Origin of the sequence: Pseudarthrobacter sp. LT1, from assembly GCF_035621795.1 — a bacterium.
GTDB lineage: Bacteria > Actinomycetota > Actinomycetes > Actinomycetales > Micrococcaceae > Arthrobacter.
This window is the reverse complement of the sequence record NZ_CP141830.1, coordinates 3,513,070-3,534,121: the sequence shown is the minus strand read 5'-3', so window position 1 is coordinate 3,534,121 and position 21,052 is coordinate 3,513,070. Positions and strand designations below refer to the sequence as shown.

16 protein-coding genes are annotated in these 21,052 nt (G+C 68.5%); 13 read left to right on the top strand and 3 right to left on the bottom strand.

Features of this window, described 5'->3' with window-relative positions:
- Positions 1 to 3: 3 nt before the first annotated feature.
- Together VIK36_RS16590 and VIK36_RS16585 are read right to left on the bottom strand one after the other, a co-directional pair.
- Positions 4 to 909: a phosphatase PAP2 family protein gene (locus tag VIK36_RS16590; RefSeq protein ID WP_324642795.1), complete on the bottom strand. Its 906-nt coding sequence runs from the start codon at positions 907 to 909 to the stop codon at positions 4 to 6.
- A 36-nt stretch (positions 910 to 945) separates the two neighbouring features.
- The gene (locus VIK36_RS16585; protein WP_324642794.1) at positions 946 to 2,130 is read right to left on the bottom strand and encodes an MFS transporter; all 1,185 of its coding nucleotides are present in this window, start codon (positions 2,128 to 2,130) and stop codon (positions 946 to 948) included.
- A 53-nt stretch (positions 2,131 to 2,183) separates the two neighbouring features.
- Between VIK36_RS16585 and VIK36_RS16580 the strand changes: the two genes are divergently transcribed.
- From VIK36_RS16580 to VIK36_RS16525, 12 genes are all read left to right on the top strand, one after another.
- The gene (locus tag VIK36_RS16580) at positions 2,184 to 3,173 is read left to right on the top strand and encodes an ABC transporter ATP-binding protein (protein WP_324642793.1); all 990 of its coding nucleotides are present in this window, start codon (positions 2,184 to 2,186) and stop codon (positions 3,171 to 3,173) included.
- Between the two features lies 1 nt (position 3,174).
- Complete coding sequence (locus VIK36_RS16575) at positions 3,175 to 4,797, top strand: hypothetical protein (protein ID WP_324642791.1); 1,623 nt, start codon at positions 3,175 to 3,177, stop codon at positions 4,795 to 4,797.
- On the top strand, positions 4,794 to 5,300 hold the full coding sequence (locus tag VIK36_RS16570) for a GbsR/MarR family transcriptional regulator (protein ID WP_324642790.1): 507 nt from the start codon (positions 4,794 to 4,796) through the stop codon (positions 5,298 to 5,300). Before VIK36_RS16575 ends, VIK36_RS16570 begins: the two co-directional genes overlap by 4 nt.
- Positions 5,297 to 6,313, top strand: coding sequence for a magnesium and cobalt transport protein CorA (locus tag VIK36_RS16565; RefSeq protein ID WP_324642789.1), 1,017 nt, complete (start codon positions 5,297 to 5,299; stop codon positions 6,311 to 6,313). Before VIK36_RS16570 ends, VIK36_RS16565 begins: the two co-directional genes overlap by 4 nt.
- Positions 6,314 to 6,425: 112 nt before the next feature.
- A complete protein-coding gene (locus VIK36_RS16560; protein WP_324642788.1) occupies positions 6,426 to 7,778 on the top strand; it encodes an Nramp family divalent metal transporter in 1,353 nt (450 codons plus the stop codon).
- 93 nt (positions 7,779 to 7,871) lie between these two features.
- On the top strand, positions 7,872 to 9,332 hold the full coding sequence (locus VIK36_RS16555; RefSeq protein ID WP_324642787.1) for an ornithine decarboxylase: 1,461 nt from the start codon (positions 7,872 to 7,874) through the stop codon (positions 9,330 to 9,332).
- A gap of 37 nt (positions 9,333 to 9,369) precedes the next feature.
- Positions 9,370 to 10,410, top strand: a complete 1,041-nt coding sequence (locus tag VIK36_RS16550; protein WP_255172982.1) for an o-succinylbenzoate synthase — start codon at positions 9,370 to 9,372, stop codon at positions 10,408 to 10,410.
- 407 nt (positions 10,411 to 10,817) lie between these two features.
- Positions 10,818 to 12,884, top strand: coding sequence for a PhoX family phosphatase (locus VIK36_RS16545; protein WP_324642785.1), 2,067 nt, complete (start codon positions 10,818 to 10,820; stop codon positions 12,882 to 12,884).
- 238 nt (positions 12,885 to 13,122) lie between these two features.
- Positions 13,123 to 14,544: an extracellular solute-binding protein gene (locus tag VIK36_RS16540; RefSeq protein WP_324642784.1), complete on the top strand. Its 1,422-nt coding sequence runs from the start codon at positions 13,123 to 13,125 to the stop codon at positions 14,542 to 14,544.
- Complete coding sequence (locus tag VIK36_RS16535; protein ID WP_324642783.1) at positions 14,541 to 15,545, top strand: sugar ABC transporter permease; 1,005 nt, start codon at positions 14,541 to 14,543, stop codon at positions 15,543 to 15,545. The genes VIK36_RS16540 and VIK36_RS16535 overlap by 4 nt, the downstream gene beginning before the upstream one ends.
- A gap of 8 nt (positions 15,546 to 15,553) precedes the next feature.
- Positions 15,554 to 16,456, top strand: coding sequence for a carbohydrate ABC transporter permease (locus VIK36_RS16530; protein WP_324642781.1), 903 nt, complete (start codon positions 15,554 to 15,556; stop codon positions 16,454 to 16,456).
- Between the two features lie 32 nt (positions 16,457 to 16,488).
- Positions 16,489 to 17,883, top strand: coding sequence for a glycoside hydrolase family 32 protein (locus VIK36_RS16525; RefSeq protein ID WP_324642780.1), 1,395 nt, complete (start codon positions 16,489 to 16,491; stop codon positions 17,881 to 17,883).
- 41 nt (positions 17,884 to 17,924) lie between these two features.
- Here the strand turns inward: VIK36_RS16525 and VIK36_RS16520 are convergent, their stop codons facing one another.
- Positions 17,925 to 19,013, bottom strand: coding sequence for a LacI family DNA-binding transcriptional regulator (locus VIK36_RS16520; protein ID WP_324642779.1), 1,089 nt, complete (start codon positions 19,011 to 19,013; stop codon positions 17,925 to 17,927).
- Between the two features lie 211 nt (positions 19,014 to 19,224).
- Between VIK36_RS16520 and menD the strand changes: the two genes are divergently transcribed.
- The gene (menD, locus tag VIK36_RS16515) at positions 19,225 to 20,985 is read left to right on the top strand and encodes a 2-succinyl-5-enolpyruvyl-6-hydroxy-3-cyclohexene-1-carboxylic-acid synthase (protein WP_420716219.1); all 1,761 of its coding nucleotides are present in this window, start codon (positions 19,225 to 19,227) and stop codon (positions 20,983 to 20,985) included.
- The last annotated feature ends 67 nt before the right edge of the window (positions 20,986 to 21,052 follow it).

The following is a 21,052-nucleotide window of genomic DNA, read 5'->3' as shown; positions in this document are numbered from 1 at the left end:
CGCTTACCGCCTGGACGCGCCCTGCCGCCGTGCGGCGTACGCGAACAGGGACGTGGTGGCCACCGTGGCCAGGTATCCCGCGATCACGATCAGCGAGATGCCGGCCCAGAAGTAGTTGGTGGTGCTGGCTTCCTGCCACGGGCTGGGCGCAATCCGGATGAGCGAGTACACCGCAACCCCGGCCGAACCTAGCCCGATCAGCACCGGCAGCGTAAGCCAGATCCGGGCCGAACCGAGGTGGTCGCCGAACCCGTCCCACTCGTTCCAGGACCCGCGCCGGAGGATCAGCCAGCCCGCCGGAATCATGAAGGCGCCCACCAGCAGGAACGCCGCCACCACGTCCGCGGGCCGGTGCCACTGGTTGATCAGGGTGGACACCCCGGATGCGATGGCGAACGAACCGCCAATGAAGCCGGCCATGGGCCGCCAGCGCGGGGACGCCATGAGGAACACCGCGGCGGCAGCGGACGCCGCCAGGGTGGTGTGGCCGGAGGGCAGCGAGTTCAGCTCCAGGGTCAGCACGCCTTTGTCCGGGCGCGGCGGCAGCAGATCCTTGAGCACCTGCGTCGCGACGTTCGCGCCGATGCACGCGGCCACCGCAATCCCGGCTTCCGCCCAGTGCCGCCGGATCACGGTCACAAACAGGACCACGACGGCGGCCATCACCAGGGAAATGGTGGGCAGCCAGTCAAGGAACTGGGTGGCGGCCTTCCCCGCGGGCCCATGGATCTGCACCGCTTCCACCAGCGCGGACTCATCGATGAACTGGCCCGTGGTGGTCTGGACGAAGAAGTAGTAGGTGGCAACCAGCCCGGTAATGCACGCCACCGTGGACAGCACAAACAGGAACGCCGAGCCCGGGGCAGGCCGTGCCGGAGTCCTGGTGGAGAGTTGCCGTGAAGAAGTCATCGCGGTTAAGGGTGACACAAAAAGCTGGAAGGCCGCTCAGGCGGTGGGCTTGACCGGGTCCAGCCGGGGGACGGCGGCGGCGGCCACCAGCAGTGCCAGCGCGCCCATTCCGAACGGCAGGGCGGTGGCCGTGGCAATGGCGCCCACCAGCAGGGGTCCGCCGGCGTCGCCCAGTTCGCGGCCCAGCTCTGCCGAGCCCATGGTCCGGCCCATCCGCTCCGGCGGCGTGGTGTCGGCCAGGTGCGCGAACCCCAGCGGGGTGGCCACGCCGATACCCGAGCCAATCAGTGCAGCCGCAACGAAGATGGTGACCACTCCCGGGGCGGCCGCCACCAAAGCGATGCCGGCGGCGATCAGCAGCAGGCCCGCCGTCGTGCCCTTGTTGTCGCTGACGGCGTGCCGGTCCCGCAGCCTTCCGATCCACGGCTGGGTGAGCACCGAGCCCAGCGCCACGACGCTCACCGCCGCCGTGCCGGCGAATGCGTCCAGCCCGTGGCGCGTGCCCAGCGCCGGGAGGAAGCCGACGGCGGCACCCAGCGCACCCGTCGAAGCGGCAAGCACCAGCGTCGGGACCAGGAAACGGCGCTCGCCCACCTGCCGGGCCAGGTCCATCACGGTGTACCGCTTGCGCGGCAGCGGCGCCAGGTGCGGCACCGACACCAGCGCCCAGACGGCCGTGGCGGCCGCCAGCGCGGACAGCGTGCCGAACAGCAGGGGGAACCCGCCGGCCAGGATCAGGACGGCGCCCAGCGGCGGGCCAATGATGTAGCCAAGGCTCTTCCAGGACCCGTACCGGCCAAAGTAGGTCCCGGCCTTTCCGCCGCGGGCCATCCTTGCCACCATGGCGGACGATGACGGCGAGAAGGCCGACGCTGCGGCCCCCTGTCCCAGCCGGGCCAGGGCCAGGATGAACGGGTCGGCGGCGCCGAGGCCAATCAGCGACAGTGCTGCGAAGGCGAGCAGGCCGCCGACGATGACGGGTTTGGCGCCGATGCGGTCGCTGAGGGCGCCGAAGACCGGCTTGAGGAATACCTCCGCCACGTCGTAGAGGGCCAGCAGGATGCCGAGGTTCAGCAGGGTCAGGCCGATGTTCCCGCTCTGCGCGCCCAGCCCCGCCGCGATGCTGTGGGCGCCGAAAGCCGTGACGAAGCCCGCAGCATACAGCGGTGCCGTTGACGAGCGGGTGGCCTGCGCGCCTGGCACGGATCTGTCGGGGGTCATAGCTGGGACTTTAGTACCTTCACAAACTTGTGAAAACTTCTAAGACTTGGACCATGAACACCGTTGTCCAAACAGTGGGGTTGCACAAACACTTCGGGCACGTCAGGGCCCTCGACGGGTTGGACCTGGAAGTCCAGCGCGGGGAGATCCACGGATTCCTTGGCCCGAATGGCGCGGGAAAGTCCACCACCCTGCGCGTCCTGTTGGGCCTGGCCCGGGCAACCTCCGGCTCTGCAACCGTCCTGGGATACGAGCCCTGGACCCAGGCCGTGGAACTGCACCGCCGCCTGGCCTACGTGCCCGGCGACGTCCGGCTCTGGCCCAACCTCTCCGGCGGTGAAACCATCGACCTGCTCTCGCGGCTGCGCGGCGGCACGGCTGATGGGGCCGCGTACCGCCGACGGAAGGACCACCTGTGCCAGGTGTTCGACTTCGATCCGGCGAAGAAAGGCCGCGCCTACTCCAAGGGCAACCGGCAGAAGGTTGCGCTGATCGCCGCCCTCGCCACCGAAGCCGAGCTCTACCTGCTGGACGAGCCCACCAGCGGCCTTGACCCGCTCATGGAGGAAGTCTTCCGCCGGGAGCTGCTCGCCGCCGTCGACCGCGGAGCAACCGTGCTGCTGTCCAGCCACATCCTTTCCGAGGTGGAGGTGCTGTGCCACCGCGTGAGCATCATCCGGGGAGGCAGGATTGTCGACGGCGGCACGCTGGACTCGCTGCGGCACCTCACCAGGTCGGAAGTCTCCTTCGCCGCGGACGGGCTGGACCCGGAGGCCCTGGCCCGGCTGGGTGCGGTGCATGGCCTGACGCTCGACGCCGGGCGGGTCCGGTTCAGCGCGGACTCGGACCGGATCGCAGAGGTGCTTCCCGCCCTGGGCGCCCTGGGCGTGCAAGGCTTGACCATCGTCCCGCCGTCCCTTGAGGAGCTCTTCCTGCGGCACTACGGGGATACCTCCCTGGGCGCTGACGCCCCGGCCGAAACGCCTTCCGAGTCCACCCCCGGCTCCCGGCACCACCTGCTCGGCGCGAGGGGGCGGAGCTGACATGGGCGTTCTCCTGGTCCTGTGGGGCCAGCGGGTACGCCGGGACCGCTGGCAGCTGCTGAGCTGGGTGGTGGCCATCGGTGCGTTTGCCATGTTCGCGGCCGCCGCCGTCACCCAGACCTACGGCAACGTGGCGAGCCGGACCGAGATCCTTCAGGTGGCCATCGCCACCCCCGCCATCCTGATGCTGCGCGGCCTGCCCCGGGGCGCAGACCAGGGGGCCTTCACGTTCTTCCTGATCTACGCGTTCCTCGCCCTGCTGGCAGGCCTGATGAGCACATTCCTGGCGGTACGCCACTCCCGGGCCGACGAGGAAAGCGGCGGCGCCGAACTGGTGGCCGCCACACCTGCCGGACGCCTGCTGCCCAACACCGCCACCCTGCTGCACGGCATCACGGCCAACATCCTGGTGGCGCTCGCAGTCTTTGCCGGATTCATGTCCCAGGGCCTGGAGCCCCAGGGTTCCCTGCTCGCCGGCTGCGCGACGGGCGCCGTCGGCCTCGCTTTCCTGGGCGTGGGGCTGCTGGTGTGCCAGTTCATGGGGACCTCACGCGGAGCGAACGGCGTCTCCGCCGCGCTGGTGGTCCTGGCCTACGTCCTGCGCGGGATCGGGGACGCCACGGGGACGCCCGGCGCCAGCGGGACCACGATGACCGAAGGGGCAGTCAGCTGGTTCTCACCCATCGGCTGGGGCCAGCAGACCTTTGCGTACTCGGGCAACCGTGGCTGGCCGTTGCTGCTGCCGGTGGGGTTGGGTGCAGGCTGCCTCGCGGCGGCGTGGTTCCTCCTGGGCACGCCCGACAGCGGCGCCAGCGTCTGGGGAGCGCTGCCGGGACGGGCAGCTGCCCGGCGGGGCCTGAGCAGTCCCGTGGCCCTTGCCCTGCGGCTGCAGGCGGGCTCCATTACCGGCTGGGGCTTCAGCGGCTTGGCCCTGGGCCTGCTGGCGGGCTCGCTCGGAAAGGCGATTGCCGCCGTCGACACCCCGGACACCAACATCACGGCGATGCTGCGCGCGATGCTCCAGTCGCAGGGAACCTCGCTGACCCAGCTCATGGTCTCGGTGCTGTTCTCCATGGCCGGGGTCCTGGCTGCCGCGTGCGCCCTGCAGGCGGTGATCAGGCTGCGGCAGGAGGAAGCGGCAGGGACCGCTGAACTCATGCTGTCCGCCCCGGTGGGACGGGTCCGGTGGCTGGCCGGCTACCTGCTGCTCGGCGGGGCCGCCGTGGTGCTGGTGGTGGGCCTGGCCGGAGTGGGCGCGTGGGCCACCCTCACCGGCACCGGCGATGAATCCATGCCTGCCGACGCCCTCTGGCAGACCGCCGCCGCCCAACTGCCGGCGGCACTGATCTACCTGTCGGTGCCGGCGCTGGTGTTTGTCCTGTGGCCCGCCGCCACCATCGCCGCCAGCTGGGCCTTGCTGGCCCTTGGGGTGATGCTGGGCATTTTCGGGGCCATGCTGGGCATTGACCAAAGCCTGCGCGACCTCTCGCCGTTCGCCCACACACCAGTGCCCCGCGGCGACGCGACTGACTGGAGCGGAGCATGGTGGATGCTGCTGATTTCCGCCATTGCCGCCGCGCTGGCCGTTGCGGTGATGCGGCGGCGGGAGGTGGGTTCGGCATGAGTGCCGGCGCAGAGGTGGCGGCTGCCAGGGACACGCTGGCCGCCGCGGCTTCCACCGCCGCCGCGGCCGAACGGACTGCAGCGGCGTTCGCCGCAGCAGGGTTCCCCAAGATGCCCGCCCGGACGCTGCTGGCGCTGGTGTCCTCCGAGCAGGGGAGCCTCACGGCCGCCGAACTCGCGGACCGGCTGGGTGCCAGCGCCGCCGCGGTGTCCGGCGCCGTCCGGTACCTTCAGACCGTGGGCTTTGTCCACCGGATCTCGCAGCCCGGCAGCCGCCGCGACCTCTATGCCCTGCATGAGGACGAATGGTACGTGGTGTCCATGCGGAACAGTCCCGTCTACGAGAAGCTGGCGGCACTGACCGATTCGACGGCGGAAACACTTCCGGAGGGCTCCCCGGCACGCGCCAGGGTGGCGGAGATGGCCAGGTTCTACCGCTTCCTTAAAGCACGGATGCCGGCACTGCTGGACGAATGGGAACGGGAGCGGGAGGGGGAGCCGTGACCATCATCGACAACGCCGTCTACGTGAACGGGCTGCGCACCGAGGATCCGGAAGACCTTGACGAGACGTACTTCCTGCTCCGCCAGCGCGAGGGGATGGCGTGGATCGGCCTCTACCGGCCGGACGCGGAAGAACTGCAGTCCGTGGGCGAGGAATTCGACCTCAACGCCCTGGCCATCGAGGATGCGCTCGCCGGCCACCAGCGGGCCAAGCTGGAGCATTACGGGGAGTGCCTGTTCCTGGTCCTCCGGCCGGCGCGGTACCGGGACGACGTCGAGAAGGTGGACTTCGGCGAGATCCACGTTTTTGTCGGCGATGAGTACGTGGTCACCGTCCGGCACGCCGAGTCGCCGGACCTGGCCAAGGTCCGCCGCCGCATGGAGGCCATGCCGGAGTTCCTGGCCCTGGGACCCGATGCCGTGCTGTACGGCATCCTGGACCAGGTGGTGGACGAATACGAGCCCGTGGTGGCCGGCCTGGAAAACGATATCGACGAAATCGAGGACGACCTTTTCGGCGCAGACCCCGACGTGTCCCGGAGGATCTACGAGTTGTCCCGCCAGGTCATCACCTTCCAGCGGGCCACGAGCCCGCTGGCGGGAATCCTGCAGGCCCTCATCGCCGGAACTCCGGACCGCGAGCGGGCCACAGAACTCAGGGACCACTACCGGGATGTCCTGGACCACGTCATCCGGCTCAACGAACGGGTGGCCTCGTTCCGCGCTTTGCTCCAGAACGCGCTCGCCGTCAACGCCGCCCTGGTGGCACAGCGGCAAAATGACGAGATGCAGCGCATGACCGAGTCCAGCTTTGAACAGAACGAGCAGGTCAAGCGCATTTCCTCGTGGGCTGCCATCCTGTTCGCCCCCACCCTGGTGGCATCCATCTACGGCATGAATTTTGCCAACATGCCCGAACTGGCCTGGACCAACGGCTACCCCTATGCGCTGGGCCTGATGGTGGCCATGGGCCTGGCCCTCTACCTGGCGTTCAAGCACAACAAATGGATCTGAGCCGCCTTTCCTGAAGCTGCCTTCCCAGATTCATGCCCTACCATGGGCTACAAATCCTAAGCTTGCTTAGTAGTGGGGGGCTTGGCAGCCGATCGCGAGCGGAGAAGACCGGATGAGCAAGGCCGAAACCACCGGGCCACCCAACATTGGGGGCACGGCCCCTGGCGAAGCGCGCAAGTCCCTCCTTCGCCGCTTCAGTTCCCTCCTGGGCCCCGGCCTGGTGACCGGTGCCGCCGACGATGACCCATCAGGCATTGCCACCTATGCAAAGGCCGGCGCCACCTACTCCAACGGCATGCTGTGGACCGCGCCGGTGGTCCTGCCCATGATGATGGCGGTCCAGGAGATCTGCGACCGGACCGCGCTGGCTACCGGCGAAAGCCTGGGCAGGCTGGCCCGGCGCAAGTTCACCCGCCGCCCGCGGGTGGTGATCGCCGTGCTCATCATCGCCCTGCTGGTGGGCAACATCCTCAATGCCGCAGCGGACCTCATGGCAATCGGGCAGGGCATGCAAATGCTTGGCGCCGGCCCGGACCACCTGTGGAGCGCCATAGCGGGGATCGGGATTGCCGTGGCGCTCATCAGCGGTTCGTTTGCCGTCATTGCGAAGGTCTTCAAATGGCTGTGCCTCACCCTGCTGGCATACGTCGCGGTCCTGTTCGTCGCCAACGTGGATTGGCCCGACGTCCTTGAAGGCATGCTGGGCATGAAGTTCAGTTTCGCCCCTGAATACCTTGGCCTGGTGGTCGCCGTGCTGGGCACCACCATCTCGCCGTACCTGTTCTTCTGGCAGAGTGCCCACCGGGTCCAGGAACTGCGGGCCGAGGAGCACGGCGGTGACGAGGCCGTGGGGCTGAAGGACCGGCCTGACGCTGCCGCCGCCGCCCACACCCTCCGGAAGGCCCGCGCCGACGTCTTCATCGGCATGGTCTTCTCGGTCCTGGTGATGTTCTCCATCATGGCGGCCACGGCAGCAACCCTGGGCCGGGAAGGCACCGAGGTGAATACGGCTGCCGACGTAGCCAAGGCGCTGGACCCAGTCGTGGGGCCGGCCGCCACCATCCTGTTCGCCGCCGGTTTCATCGGCACCGGCATCCTGGGCGTTCCGGTACTCGCAGCCTCCGGGGCAGCGGGGCTGGCCGGCCTGCTGGGCAGGGATTGGGGCCTGGACCTCAGCCCACGGCGCGCCCCCATGTTCTACACGCTGCTGGGGGTGGGCATTGTGGCCGGTGTCCTCATCAGCTTCTTCTCCTCCGACCCCATTGGACTTCTGGTCTTCAGCGCCACCGTCAACGGCATTGCCGCCGCCCCGTTCCTGGTGGTCACCATGCTGATCTCGCGGGACAAAGCCATCATGGGCGAGTACCGCAACGGCAGGCTCGCCGCCACGCTGGGCTGGTTCACCGCGGCAGTCATGGTGGTGGCAGGCACCGTGGGCGTCTGGACGACCCTCACCGGAGCTTAGCCCGGCCGCCGCACGGTACTGCCGCCGTCGTACGCGCCCTTTTGAACCCCGTACCACGACCCTACTGACCGATCCAACGAAAGGAACAACAGCATGGACCACAACGAAGCGCCGTTGCTGGACGCACTGGACAGCTATCACAAGTTGGACCGCTACGGCTTCACCCCGCCCGGCCACCGGCAGGGCCGCGGCGCGGATCCCCGCGTCCGGGACATCCTCGGGCCCGACACCTTCCGTGCGGACGTCCTCGCCTCGGCAGGCCTGGACGACCGCTCTTCTTCCGGCGGATACCTGAAGAAGGCAGAGCAGCTGATGGCTGATGCCGTGGGTGCGGACCAGGCCTTCTTCTCCACCTGCGGCAGCTCGTTGTCCGTGAAGGCAGCCGTCATTGCCGTGGCCGCCGGCAAAGGCGATTTGCTCGTCAGCCGCGATGCCCACAAATCCATCACGGCCGGACTGGTGTTCTCCGGCATCCAGCCCCGCTGGATCCGCCCCCGCTGGGACCCCAACCTGCATATCGCCCACCCACCGTCGCCCGCGGATGTGGAGGAGATGTGGGAACGCTACCCGGACGCGGCCGGCGCCCTGATCGTCAGCCCCACACCCTACGGCACGTGCGCGGACATCGCCGCCATCGCGAAGATCTGCCACGACCGCGGGAAGCCCCTGATCGTTGATGAGGCCTGGGGCGCGCACCTGCCGTTCCACGAGGACCTGCCCACCTGGGCGATGAGCGCCGGCGCCGACGTCTGCGTGGTATCGGTGCACAAGATGGGCGCCGGTTTTGAGCAGGGTTCCGTCTACCACGTCCAGGGGGACCTCGTGGACACCGCGCACCTGTCCCAGTGCGCGGACCTCTTGATGACCACCAGCCCCAACGCCATCCTGTACTCGGCCATCGACGGGTGGCGCCGGCAAATGGTCCAGCACGGGACCGAACTCCTTGGCAATGCCCTGGGCCTGGCCAGGAGGCTGCGCAGCGACATCGACGCGCTCCCCGGGATCCATGTGCTCGAGGACGAGCTCCTCGCCGAGGAATCCTCGCACGACCTGGACCGGCTGCAGATCCTCATGGACCTTTCGGGGCTGGGGATCAGCGGCTACCAGGCGGCGGACTGGCTGCGGGAAAACTGCCGGATCGACATGGGGCTCAGCGACCACCGCCGCATCATGGCCACCATGTCCATGGCCGACGACGACGCCTCGGCAGAGCGGCTGCTGGCGGCGCTCCGGGCCCTTATCGACGCCGCCCCGTCACTTCCGGCCCCGCCGGAGGTTTCCCTGCCCTCGCCCTCGGACCTGGAACTGGAGACGGTTGCCCTTCCCCGGGACGCCTTCTTCGGTCCCCGAGAGGATGTGCCCGCCCGGGACGCCGTGGGACGGGTCGCTGCAGAGCAGATCACGCCCTACCCGCCCGGCATCCCGGTGGTTGTTCCCGGCGAAAGGATCAACGAAGCCGTCATTGAGTACCTGGAATCGGGGCTGAAGGCCGGGATGGTCCTGCCCGATCCGGCCGATCCGTCCCTGGGCACCATCCGGGTGGTGCGGGAGTAACCAAGCGGCACCCGGCCTGCGGCGTACAGTAAACGGCATGCCCAACCCCGGTCTCTTGTCCGCTCCTGCCTACCCGCCCCAACCAGTTCCCCCGCTGGCGGAACTGCTGGCAGGGGCCCGCGTGGTCAGCCTGCCCATGCGCGTGAAGTTCCGCGGGATCATGCAGCGGGAATCCCTCCTGCTCCAGGGTCCCGCGGGCTGGGGCGAGTTCTGCCCGTTCCCTGAGTACGGCGACGCCGAGGCCTCCCGGTGGCTGGCCGCCGCCATCGAGGCAGGGTGGCACGGTTTCCCGGCCCCCCTGCGGACGTCGGTTCCGGTCAACGCCACGGTCCCGGCCGTACCCGCCCACCGGGTGCCGGACGTGCTGGCACGGTTCGGCCGGGTGGACGCCGTCAAGGTCAAGGTGGCGGAGCAGGGGCAGTCACTGGACGACGACGTTGCGCGGCTTCACGCTGTCCGCGCGGCTTTGCCGGATGCTGCGGTCCGTGTGGATGCCAACGGCGGCTGGGACGTGCCGGGCGCCGTGGAGGCACTGACGCGGCTCGCCCCGGTGGGGCTCGAGTACGCAGAGCAGCCGGTGCCGTCCATCGAGGGCCTGGCCGAGGTCCGGACCCGGCTCCGTGACGCCGGAACTCCGGTGTTGATCGCCGCGGACGAGAGTGTCCGCAAGGAGACCGACCCCCTCCGCGTGGCCCGGGCCGGCGCGGCGGACCTGATCGTGGTCAAGGCGGCACCGCTTGGGGGAGTGCGGCGCGCCCTGGACATCGTGGCACAGGCCGGACTTCCCGCCGTCGTCAGTTCCGCACTGGACACGTCCGTGGGCATCCGGGCCGGGCTGGCGCTGGCCGCCGCCCTGCCGGACCTGCCGTACGCCTGCGGCCTGGGCACGGTGTCGCTGTTCGAATCGGACATCACGCTGGACCCCTTGGTGGCCGACGACGGCGCCATCCGCCTCCGCGACGTGGCCGCTGACGCCGGGCTGCTGGAGCGCTTTGCGGCTTCCGCTGAGCGGCGGGACTGGTGGCTGGACCGGCTCCGCCGCGTCCACGCCCTCCTCACCCCATCGATTGCTCCGTAACTGCCGTTTTCAGACCCCAAAACGGCAGTTACTCAGCAGCCGATGAGGCGGTGGCGGGACTTGGCCTTTTCGGTCTGCTGATCGTGCTGGTGCCGTACCGGCGGCGCCAACGCTGGGCCTGGTACGCACTCTGGTTCTATCCGTTGTTTTGGGCGGCGCATCTGATAGGGAATCTCCCTCCGGGTAACGACCACGTCCACCAGGTGGTCTTCATCGCCCTTTCGCTCGCCGGGCTCCTGCTGCCGGTCCGCGCCTTCTTCCCGCCACGGAGCAGCCGATGAGGGATTGGGCAACGTTCCTGCAGGTCACGGGCGGTTAACCCTAACTTCATCAACTGGATGGGTTCCGGTAGGAAGCGGCTGGAAGGGTGGTCGGGCACCCCAGAGAGATTCCTTGGAAGGTTCCCCATGTCTGAAACCGCCCGCAAGTTCACCCTGCTGCCCATGCTCGGCCATACCAAGGGCAAGCGCAGCCCCGTCACGTGTGCGCTCAAGTGCGACAACGCCTGCGCCGGTGACGTCTGCAACACCAGCTCCAACAGCTACTTCCGCGACATCGCCTCCGCCACCATGTCCCGCCGCGCCGCCCTGGGCCTTGGCGCCGCCGGTGCGCTCGCCGTCGCCCTCGGTTCAGCCGTGAGCTCCGCCGAACCTGCCTCCGCCGCGGGCCTGTCCAAGGCCGCCAAGGAAGGCTTCGGCAACTCCAAGCTGCAGTTCACCGCCATCAAGCCGGTCGACAAGGCCGTCGACGCCTTTACCGTGCCGCAGGGCTTCACCTGGCAGCCGATCATCCGCTGGGGCGACCCGCTGTTCAGCGATTCCCCCGAGTTCGACCTGAACAACCAGACCGCCGCAGCCCAGGCCCGCCAGTTCGGCTACAACAACGACTACACGGACATCGTGGAAATCCCGGGCAGCAAGGGCCGCCGCGCTGTGCTGTTCACCAACCACGAGTACACCAACGAAAACATCATGGTGCCGGCTGGCTACAACCCCGTGGAAACCCGTGCCATCGGCCGCGCCGCGCACGGCCTGGCCGTGGTGGAGTTGGAGCGCAAGAACACCACCAAGCCGTGGAGCTACGTGAAGGGCGCGCCGCTGAACCGCCGCTACCTCTCGGACACCACCTACGAACTGACCGGCCCGGTTGCCGGCTCGGCGCTGGTGAAGACCGTGGCCGACCCGTCCGGCCGCGCCATCAAGGGCACGTTCGGCAACTGCTCCGGCGGCACCACCCCCTGGGGGACCATCCTCTCCGGCGAGGAAAACTTCAACGGCTATTTCGTCGCAGGCGGCACGTCAGCCGGCGACAAGCGCTACGGGCTCACCGCCAAGCCCACCGCACGCAAGTGGGAACTCGATGACCCCCGCTTCGACACCCGCAATGCCGGGTACGAGAACGAGGCCAACCGCTTCGGCTGGATCGTCGAAGTTGACCCGTTCGACCCCACCTCCACCCCCAAGAAGCGCTCCGCCATGGGCCGCTTCAAGCATGAGGGCGCCAACGTGATCGTGGCCGAGTCCGGCCACGTGGTGGCCTACATGGGCGACGACGAGAAGTTCGACTACCTTTACAAGTTCGTCTCGGCGGATAAGTACCGGGAGGGCGACCGCAGGCACAACATGAACCTGCTCTCCGAGGGCGACCTCTACGTTGCCAAGTTCACCGGCAACTCGCCCGCCGCGGAGATCACCGGGACCGGGGCGCTTCCCTCCGACGGCGCGTTCGACGGCACCGGCGAATGGCTGCCCCTGGTGGTCGGCGGCAAGTCGGCAGTCCCCGGCATGTCCGTCGAAGAGGTCCTGGTGTACACTCGCCTGGCCGCGGACAAGGTGGGCCCCACCAAGATGGACCGCTGCGAGGACGTCCAGCCCAGCCTGCACACCGGCAAGGTCTACGTGGTCTGCACCAACAACTCCGACCGCGGCACCGGCACCAAGGAAGGCGCCACGGAGGTCAACCCGCGCACGCAGAACCGCGACGGCCACATCGTGGAAATCACCGAAACCGGCGACCAGACCTCCACGACGTTCAACTGGACCCTCCTGATGGTCTGCGGCGATCCGGCGCAGGGCGACGTCACCTACTTCTCCGGCTACCCGGCGGACAAGGTCTCGCCCATCTCCTGCCCGGACAACGTGGCCTTCGACTCCGTGGGCAACCTCTGGATCTCCACCGACGGCGCCCCCTCCGGCATCGGCTACAACGACGGCCTCTTCAAGGTCACCCTGGACGGCGCCGAGCGCGGCAAGGTGGAGCAGTTCCTTTCCGTTCCCCGCGACGCCGAAACCTGCGGCCCGGTCATCCACGATGACGAGCGCACCGTGTTCGTCTCCGTGCAGCACCCGGGCGAGGAAGGCACCTTCGAGGCGCCGCACTCGTTCTTCCCGGACTACGTCCCGGCAGGCACGACGCCGGCACCCGGCCAGGTGCGCGCGCCCCGTCCCTCAGTGGTCCAGGTGTTCCGCGGCTAACCCCTTCCAAAGGGACGCGCCATCACCTTTGGCGGCTTTTCCGGGGACGCGCCATCACCTATGGCGGCTTTTCCGTCAACGCCCGCTCACCTTCTGCCCCTTCCGGCGGAATGGTGGGCGGGCGTTTCGGGCTTAAACGCTGCCCTACCCCGCTGCCGCGGAGGCACGCCATGTGATGCTTGACACGTGTTAGGTCGGTCATCTACAGTTCCTAACACGTGTTAGGAAGGAAAAGGACATGACCGGAGCCATAGACGGGCACCTGCGGGACATCACCCGCCGTACCGCCCTGGGTGCCCTCGGCGCGGGAATCATCGGAGCAACCGTGGCGTCGTGGCCGCGGCTCTCCGGAACGGACATTCCGGGCCGCGGAGACAACAGCCTCAGCATCGCCATCATGGGCACCGCCGCGGACGCCGCCGCCCGCCAGCGGGCCATCGACGCATTCACCCGCCTCCACCCGGAAATCCGGGTCAAGGTCCAAGCCATCCAGGCCGTGGACTGGAAAGACTTCTTCACCAAAATCCTCACCATGGTGGCCGCGGGAACCCCACCGGACGTGGTGTACGTGGCCACCGAGGGCGCCCAACTGTTCGCCGAAAAGCTGGCCCACCCGCTGGACGAGTACATCCGCCGCGATGCCGCGGACATGCGCGAATTCTTCGACGACGTGCACCCCAGCCTGGTGGAAGCCTTCATGTACAAGGGCAGCCTGTACCAGCTCCCCATGGACTGGAACGCGGCCAACATGTACTACAACACGGCCGCGTTTGCGCAGGCAGGCCTGGACAGGCCGGCGGACGACTGGACCCACATCGATTTCCGCAACAGCCTCGCCGCGATGCGCAAGGCCCGGACCTCCGACTTCACGCCCTACTACTGGACCAACAGGCTCTTCGGCGGCGTGGTGCCGTGGCTCTACGCCAACGACACCAGCTTCCTCAAAGAGACCAGGTCCGCAGGCGGCGACTGGCTCTGGGACGGCTTCTACGCCAACGACCCCTCCCGCAGCCTCCGCTCCGGCGGCTACCAGTGGCTGGAACCGAACGCGAACGACGACCGGGTGTTCGAGTCCTTCGACTACCTCCGCGGCCTGGTCAAGGACGGGCTGGGCGTCCGGCCGGAAGAAGGCGGGGGCAGTTCCCTGGTGGGCCTGTTCGCCTCCAACCGGATCGGAACCACGCCCGCCGGCGGCTACTGGGTGCAGGGCCTGCATGAGGCCGGCATGGGCGCCAACGACTTCGACGTCCAGTTCTTCCCGCGCTGGAAGACCCAGCGCCACCAGTTCGGCACCGCCGGCTACGCGATCATGAAGACCGCCAAGGACAAGGATGCCGCCTGGGAATGGATCAAGTTCAGCTCCAGCCGCGAGGCGATGGAGCTGATCTTCCCTAGCCCGATCACCACGCCGGCGCGCCGCTCCATGGTCAACGAACAGCTGTATGCCGGCAAGGGTCCCGCCCACTGGAAGGTCTTCTACGACACCCTGGACCGGTTCCTCACCACGGGCCCCATCCCGGCACCACCCCAGCAGGCCGCCGTCGAAACGGCCCTGATGAAGAACGTATCCCTTGCCGTCAGCGGGGACGAGCAGCAGCTCAAGCAGGCCCTCGCATCCATGCAGCGCGACCTTGAACTTGCCCTGAGGAGGCAGTCATGAGCACCACCACCCCGCCCCGCGAACGGCCCAGGCGGGCAGCCGGCCGGGCAAGTACGACGACGGCCCGCACCCTCGCCGGCAGCGGCACCAGCGGTGCCTCGGGCGCCGGAGGCCGCACCACCGGCGCCAGGCACAACCAGCGCTGGCTGGCCTGGATCTTCCTGGCGCCCACCATCCTGGGCATGGGCCTGTTCACCCTGGTTCCCATCGTGGCCTCGGTTGTCCTGGCCTTCTTCCGCTGGGACATCATCTCGGCACCAACCTTCGTGGGCTTCGACAACTTCTCGGAAGTGGTCCAGGACCCCACCGTACGGGTGTCCTTCCTGAACACCATCGTGTTCGTGGTCGTGGCGGTGGCACTCCAGCTGGGACTCGCCCTGGCACTGGCGGTCATGGTGCAGGAAAAGATGCCGGCGTGGCTGCGGGTGTTCTTCCGGTCCGCGTTCTTCTTCCCGCTGATCCTGTCCGCCGCCTCGGTGTCCATCTTCATGCGGTACCTCTTTAACGAACAGTTCGGCGTGGTCAACTGGTTCCTGTCCCTGGTGGGCATCCCCGCCGTGCCGTGGCTGACCACACCGGGCGGATCGGCCGCCGTCGTGATCCTGGTGTACGTCTGGCAGAACTTCGGCTTCTCCTTCCTCCTGTTCATCGGGGGCCTGGCCTCCATTCCTGTCGAGACATACGAGGCAGCCGCGATTGACGGCGCCACCGGCTGGCGCAAACACCTCCACGTGACGTTGCCGCTGCTGAGCCCCACCACGCTCGTCGCCTCGGTCATGGCCATCATCAGCGCCCTGCAGGTCTTCGACCAGCCCTACGTCCTGACCCGCGGCGGCCCCGGCGACTCCACCCGCACCGCCGTCATGGTCATCTTCGAATCGGCGTTCCAGCGGCTCGAATTCGGCCAGGCGTCCGCCATCGGCGTGCTGCTCACGCTGATCATCATGGCCATCACGGCCGCACAGTTCCGGCTCAGCACACGATTCGTCTTCTACCAGTAAGGCCAGCCATGACAACCACAACTGACCACGGCCTGGCCGGACATTCCCCCCGGCTCTCCCAAGGCCTCCCCATCACCACGCCCAACCGGAAGAAGTTCAACTGGAACTTCGCCGTCCGGACCCTCCTGCTGCTGCTCGCAGCCGCCCTCACGCTCGGACCTGTGCTCTGGACCCTGTCCACGTCGCTGCGGTCGCCGTCGGAATCGTTCAAGCTGCCGCCGTCGTTCATTCCCTGGAACCCGGACTTCACCTCCTACGGCGAAGTATTCAAGCAGCTGAATATTTTCCTGCTGGTCCTCAACAGCGCCCTGGTCACCGGCGTGATCGCGGTGGGCCAGATGGTCTCCGCCGCCCTGGCCGGCTACGCGTTCGCGCACCTGAAATTCCGTGGTCGCGGGGCGCTGTTCTCGATCGTGCTGGCCACCATGATGGTGCCCGTGCAGGTGACGATCGTCCCCGTCTTCATGCTGATCCGCGGCATGGGCCTGTCCGACACCCTGCTCGCGCTGATCCTGCCGGCCATCCCGACGGCGTTCGGCACGTTTCTGATGCGCCAGTACTTCATGGGGCTGCCGGCCGAACTCGCGGAAGCCGCCTCGATCGACGGCGCCAGCCCGTGGCGGACATTCCGTTCCGTGTACGCGCCCCTGGCGATGCCCGGCATGGCGATTGTGGGAATCCTCGCGTTCAACTTCCACTGGAACGAGTTCTTCCGCCCGCTGATCCTCACCATTTCCGAACAGAACTTCACCCTCCCGCTGGGCCTCGTCTCACTGCAGGGCAACCTGGGCACCGGCAGCATTTCGGTGGTCCTGGCGGGCGTAGTCCTGTCCATGATCCCCGCGCTGGTGGTCTTCATTTTCGGCCAACGCGCCCTGCAGGACGGCCTCACAGCCGGAACCGGCAAGTAAACCTCTCTCCCTCAAGCCCGAAAGGCCGTTCCATGACTTCCCCGGACCTCGCCGCCGTCCATCCCGGCACCGTCACCTTCGACGACGTTGCCGCCGCCCACCCCGACCCTGCCTTTCCCCGCTTCCACCCGCGCCCGGCGCAGGGCTGGATCAATGACCCCAACGGCATCAGCTTCATCAACGGCCGGTACCACGTGTTCTTCCAGTACAACCCGGACTCGGCCCGGCACCACAGGATCGCCTGGGGACACGTGAGCTCGGTGGACCTGGTCCGCTGGGAGGAGCACCCCGTGGCGCTTCGCCCGCAGGATGGCGGCCCCGACGAGTACGGCTGCTGGACAGGGGTGGTGACGGACGACGACGGTGTTCCCACCGCTGCCTACTCCGGCGTCCGCGGCGACGGGGGCCACTCACAGGTGGTCATCGCCCGCGGCTCGGAGGACCTTGTCCACTGGGAGCAGGCAGGCCACGTTTCCGCCACCATGCCCGCCGACGGACGGGTGACCGCAGTCCGGGACCCGTTCATTTTCCGCTTCAACGGCAAGCGGTACGCCATGCAGGGCGCCGGACTGGCCAACGGGCACGCCGCCCTGCTGCTTTACATCGTGGACGATCTGACCGACTGGAAGTACCAGGGCATCTGGCTGACCTCGGAGAACCCGGTTGCCGCCACCTTCACGCCAGCGGAGATCTGGGAATGCCCGCAGCTCGTGCAGGTGCCCGACAACAATGCCCCTGCCGGGGGCACCTGGCTGATGATGTTCTCGCTCTGGCTCGCCGGCGACTCACACGAACACGCCAACGGCGTGGGCCACCTGATCGGATCGCTGGCCGAAGACCCCGCCACAGGGCTGCCCGTCTTCACGCCGCGGACCGGCGGAAAGTCCGATCTCGGCCGCGACTTCTACGCCCCGCAGGTGGTATCCCTGGCGGACCGGGCCCTGCTGTGGGGCTGGGCCAACGAAGGCCCGGGGCGGGACGGGCGCCGCGGCCGCAGCCAGGCAGAGATCGACGCCGCCGGGTGGGCCGGAGTCCTGACCTTCCCGCGCGAGCTGTCGATAGCCGGCGGTTCCCTTGCGGTCAGCCCTGCCCCGGAAGTCGATGCCTACCGTGGAGAGCTGCTCGCCGGCCAGGCATCCGGGACGGTGCCGTTGCCTGCCTTCGCCGAGGCCGTGGTCACCGCAGGAATGGGCGGTGCTGTGGAGCTGCTCCTGGTGGGGAACGGAAGCCGGCAGGTGGTCTTCAGCGGCAGCGTCGACGAAGGGGAGGAGCTGCGGGTGTTCGTGGATGCCTCCCTGGTGGAGGTGTACCGTTCCGGGTCGGTGGCAACCACGCTGCGTGCTTACCCGGCTGCGGGGGAGGAGTGGCACCTGAGTCTTCCCGCAGGGGCAACGGCGGACGTCTGGAGCCTGGCCAGGCCCGCGTAACCCGCTCCAAACCGTCCGGTAGGTCCCGGCCGGCGGCGTGGTCAGCGTCCGGCCGGGACCGGGCCGGTGGATTCCCTGACCACCAGCCGGCAGGGAACCATCGTCTCCCTCGCGGTGCCGGAGACGGCGGCGGCAGCCGGGCCGCCGTCGTCGGACGTTCCCTCCGGTGCAGACCCCACCTCGGCGAGCAGTGACGCCATGGCCGCCGCCCCCATCTCCCGGAGCGGCAGGGCCATGGTGCTCAGCGCGGGGACCATGGCCTTCGCGATGCGGAATTCGTCGTCGTACCCCATGACGGACACATCCTGCGGGACGCTCAGGCCCAGGCGGTAGCAGGCCAGCACTACACCGATGGACAGACGGTCGTTGGCGCACAGGATGGCAGTGGGCCGGGCGGCCGGTTCCACGCCTTCGAGGAGTTTCATGGCACCGTGGAAACCGGCGTCGATGTCCCAGCCCACCTGGATGACGCGGTCCTCGTTGACGGGCATCCCCGCGCCGCTGAAGGCCGCACGGTAGCCCTCGATCCGGCGGGGCGCCGCGGGGGTCAGGGAGTCGCCGGCGAGGAATGCGATGTCCCGGTGGCCCAGGGACATCACGTGCTCTGCGGCTTCCCGGCCACCGCGCACTTCGTCAGGAATCACGGCCGGAAGCCCTGCCTCCGGACGGTCATCGAAGCAGTTGGCCAGGATCGACGGTACACGCGCCATGTTTGCGGGCACGTGCAGCGGCCGCAGGCCCACGGTCACGTACATCAGGCCGTCCACCTGGCGGTCCAGCAGGGTTTCCACGGCGCTCTCATCGCGGGACTCGTCCAGCTCGGTGTCCATCACCACGGTCACGAAGCCGTGTTCCCGGGCCACCGCATCAGCGCCGGCAATGATGTTGCCGTCGAACGGGCTCGTGACCACCTGGTCGGACACGATGCCGATGACGCGCGACTGCTGGTTGCGCAGGCTCAGGGCGATCTTGTTGGGGGAGTAGTTGAGCGCTGCCGCCGCCTCCCGGATCCGTTGCTGGCTATCGAGCGCAACGTTTCCGTCGCCGCGGCCGTTCAGCACCAGCGACACGGCACTGCGCGAAACGCCTGCCAGTTTGGCGACGTCGAGGGCGGTGGCCTTGCGCTTCATGGGCGGTCCTTCGCATGCTCGGATCTCTTGCTTGGATGAAGTTTACCTAACTCGTGTGAGCTTCCGCTCCGTATCCGACGCCCCATCACCTCTAGCCCCCTTTCCGGGAACGCCCCATCACCTTTCGGGTCCATCGGGGCAGGAGGTGATGGGGCGTATGGCGATTCGGGGCAGGAGGTGATGGGGCGTTGGAGGGTGGCAAACTGGGTTGGTGACTTCGTTGAACGAACCTGCCCCGGACACCCCCGGGCTGAGCAGCCCTGACGCCCCCGACGCTGAGCTGAGTGCGCTCGCTGCGGCGAGGATCGCCGTCGACGTCCTGCTCGACGGCGGTGTGCGGCACGTGGTGGTATCGCCGGGTTCGCGGTCGGCCCCCATGGCATACGCCCTCGCCGAAGCCTCCGCCGCGGGCCGGGTGGACCTGCTGGTCCGCATCGATGAGCGTTCCGCAGGCTTCACCGCGCTGGGCCTTGCCCTGTCCAGCGGCTCGCCCGCAGCCGTCCTCACCACGTCCGGAACCGCCGTCGGAAACCTGATGCCTGCGGTGATGGAAGCCAACCATGCCGCTGTCCCGCTGATCGTCCTTTCGGCAGACCGGCCCGATGAGCTGCGCGGAACCGGGGCCAACCAGACCACGGCGCAGCCGGACCTCTTTGGCGAGCACGTCCGGTTCGCCGCCGATGTCCCCGCCGGCAGCAACCCCGAGCGGGCCATCCAGACCGGACTCTCCGCAGCAACCGGCGCATTCCCGGACCTTCCGCCGGGCCCGGTCCAGCTCAACCTCGCGTTCCGCGACCCGCTGGTTCCCGCCCCCGGGGACCGGCTGCCCGACGAAGTGGAGCGGAAGCGCTACCGGGTGGGATCGGAGCCCCTGGTCATGAACTTGCCGCCGGCGGCTGACACGCTGCCGGAACGGCGCACGGTGGTGCTGGCAGGGCACGACGCCGGTCCCGTGGCCGAAGCGTTCGCCCGCGCCCACAACCTGCCGCTGCTCGCCGAACCATCCTCCAACGCCCGCTTCGGCCCCAACGCCGTGGGCCCGTACCGGCTGCTGCTGGAGCACTTCAGGGCCGGTTCCGCGCAGCCCATCGAACGCGTGGTGTTGTTCGGCCGGCCCACGCTGTCCCGTCCCGTTGCCGCGCTGCTCGCCAGTGCCGACGTCGAATCTGCCCTGTACCAGCCTGTCCCGGTGGCCTGGTACGAGCCCGGGCGCCGCACCGAACTGCCGCTGGAAAACCTCGCGGACCTCGCCGGGTTCGCTGGCCGCGGCAGCTCCACCTGGCTGGACACGTGGCTGCTTGCCGGATCGGCCGCGCAGCACGCACTGGACCAGGTGGTGTCCGCCGACCCCGCTGCCACCGGCCCCTCGGTGGCCTCGCTGGTCTGGAAGCATTCGCGCGGCCAGCTGCTGCTCGGCTCCTCCAACGGCATCCGCGACGTGGACCTCGCCGGACTTCCCGCCGCGGATCCAGCCGCCACCGTGTACGCCAACCGGGGCCTGGCCGGCATCGACGGCACCATTTCCACCGCCACCGGCATCGCTTTGGGCGGCCGGCAGCAGACCACTGTCCTGCTGGGCGACGTGACCTTCCTGCACGACGCCGGTGGGCTCCTCCTCGGCGCCGGGGAAGAAGAGCCGGACCTGCGGATCGTGGTCCTGAACGACGCCGGCGGCGCCATCTTCAGCCTGCTCGAGCACGGGGGAGTGGAGGAAGGCGGCCGCTACGGAGACGCCGTCGAGCGCCTCTTTGGCACCCCGCACTCGGTGGACATCGCGGCACTCGCGGCGGCGTACGGCGTCGGGCATTCCGTGGTCAGTACGACGGCGGGACTCGCCGAGGCGCTTGACCGGCCTGTGCAGGGGCGCAGCATCGTGGAGGTCCGCACGGACCGCGGGGCGCTGCGCGAACTCCACGCCCGGATCAAGGAAGCAGTCTCCGCCGCCGTGGAGGCTGTGCTGTCGGGGCAGTAGCTGCCGACGCGCACAATCCGCTGTGACACGGAAATGCCCTGCCGCTACCGATATACCGGCAGCGACA

What these genes read in the sequence shown, in the direction of transcription:
- VIK36_RS16590 (WP_324642795.1), bottom strand. Translation starts at nt 909, where the DNA reads ATGACTTCTTCACGGCAACTCTCCACCAGGACTCCGGCACGGCCTGCC.
- VIK36_RS16525 (WP_324642780.1), top strand. Translation starts at nt 16,489, where the DNA reads ATGACTTCCCCGGACCTCGCCGCCGTCCATCCCGGCACCGTCACCTTC.
- VIK36_RS16560 (WP_324642788.1), top strand. Translation starts at nt 6,426, where the DNA reads ATGAGCAAGGCCGAAACCACCGGGCCACCCAACATTGGGGGCACGGCC.
- VIK36_RS16545 (WP_324642785.1), top strand. Translation starts at nt 10,818, where the DNA reads ATGTCTGAAACCGCCCGCAAGTTCACCCTGCTGCCCATGCTCGGCCAT.
- VIK36_RS16535 (WP_324642783.1), top strand. Translation starts at nt 14,541, where the DNA reads ATGAGCACCACCACCCCGCCCCGCGAACGGCCCAGGCGGGCAGCCGGC.
- VIK36_RS16555 (WP_324642787.1), top strand. Translation starts at nt 7,872, where the DNA reads ATGGACCACAACGAAGCGCCGTTGCTGGACGCACTGGACAGCTATCAC.
- VIK36_RS16550 (WP_255172982.1), top strand. Translation starts at nt 9,370, where the DNA reads ATGCCCAACCCCGGTCTCTTGTCCGCTCCTGCCTACCCGCCCCAACCA.
- VIK36_RS16520 (WP_324642779.1), bottom strand. Translation starts at nt 19,013, where the DNA reads ATGAAGCGCAAGGCCACCGCCCTCGACGTCGCCAAACTGGCAGGCGTT.
- VIK36_RS16570 (WP_324642790.1), top strand. Translation starts at nt 4,794, where the DNA reads ATGAGTGCCGGCGCAGAGGTGGCGGCTGCCAGGGACACGCTGGCCGCC.
- VIK36_RS16580 (WP_324642793.1), top strand. Translation starts at nt 2,184, where the DNA reads ATGAACACCGTTGTCCAAACAGTGGGGTTGCACAAACACTTCGGGCAC.
- VIK36_RS16585 (WP_324642794.1), bottom strand. Translation starts at nt 2,130, where the DNA reads ATGACCCCCGACAGATCCGTGCCAGGCGCGCAGGCCACCCGCTCGTCA.
- VIK36_RS16575 (WP_324642791.1), top strand. Translation starts at nt 3,175, where the DNA reads ATGGGCGTTCTCCTGGTCCTGTGGGGCCAGCGGGTACGCCGGGACCGC.
- VIK36_RS16530 (WP_324642781.1), top strand. Translation starts at nt 15,554, where the DNA reads ATGACAACCACAACTGACCACGGCCTGGCCGGACATTCCCCCCGGCTC.
- VIK36_RS16540 (WP_324642784.1), top strand. Translation starts at nt 13,123, where the DNA reads ATGACCGGAGCCATAGACGGGCACCTGCGGGACATCACCCGCCGTACC.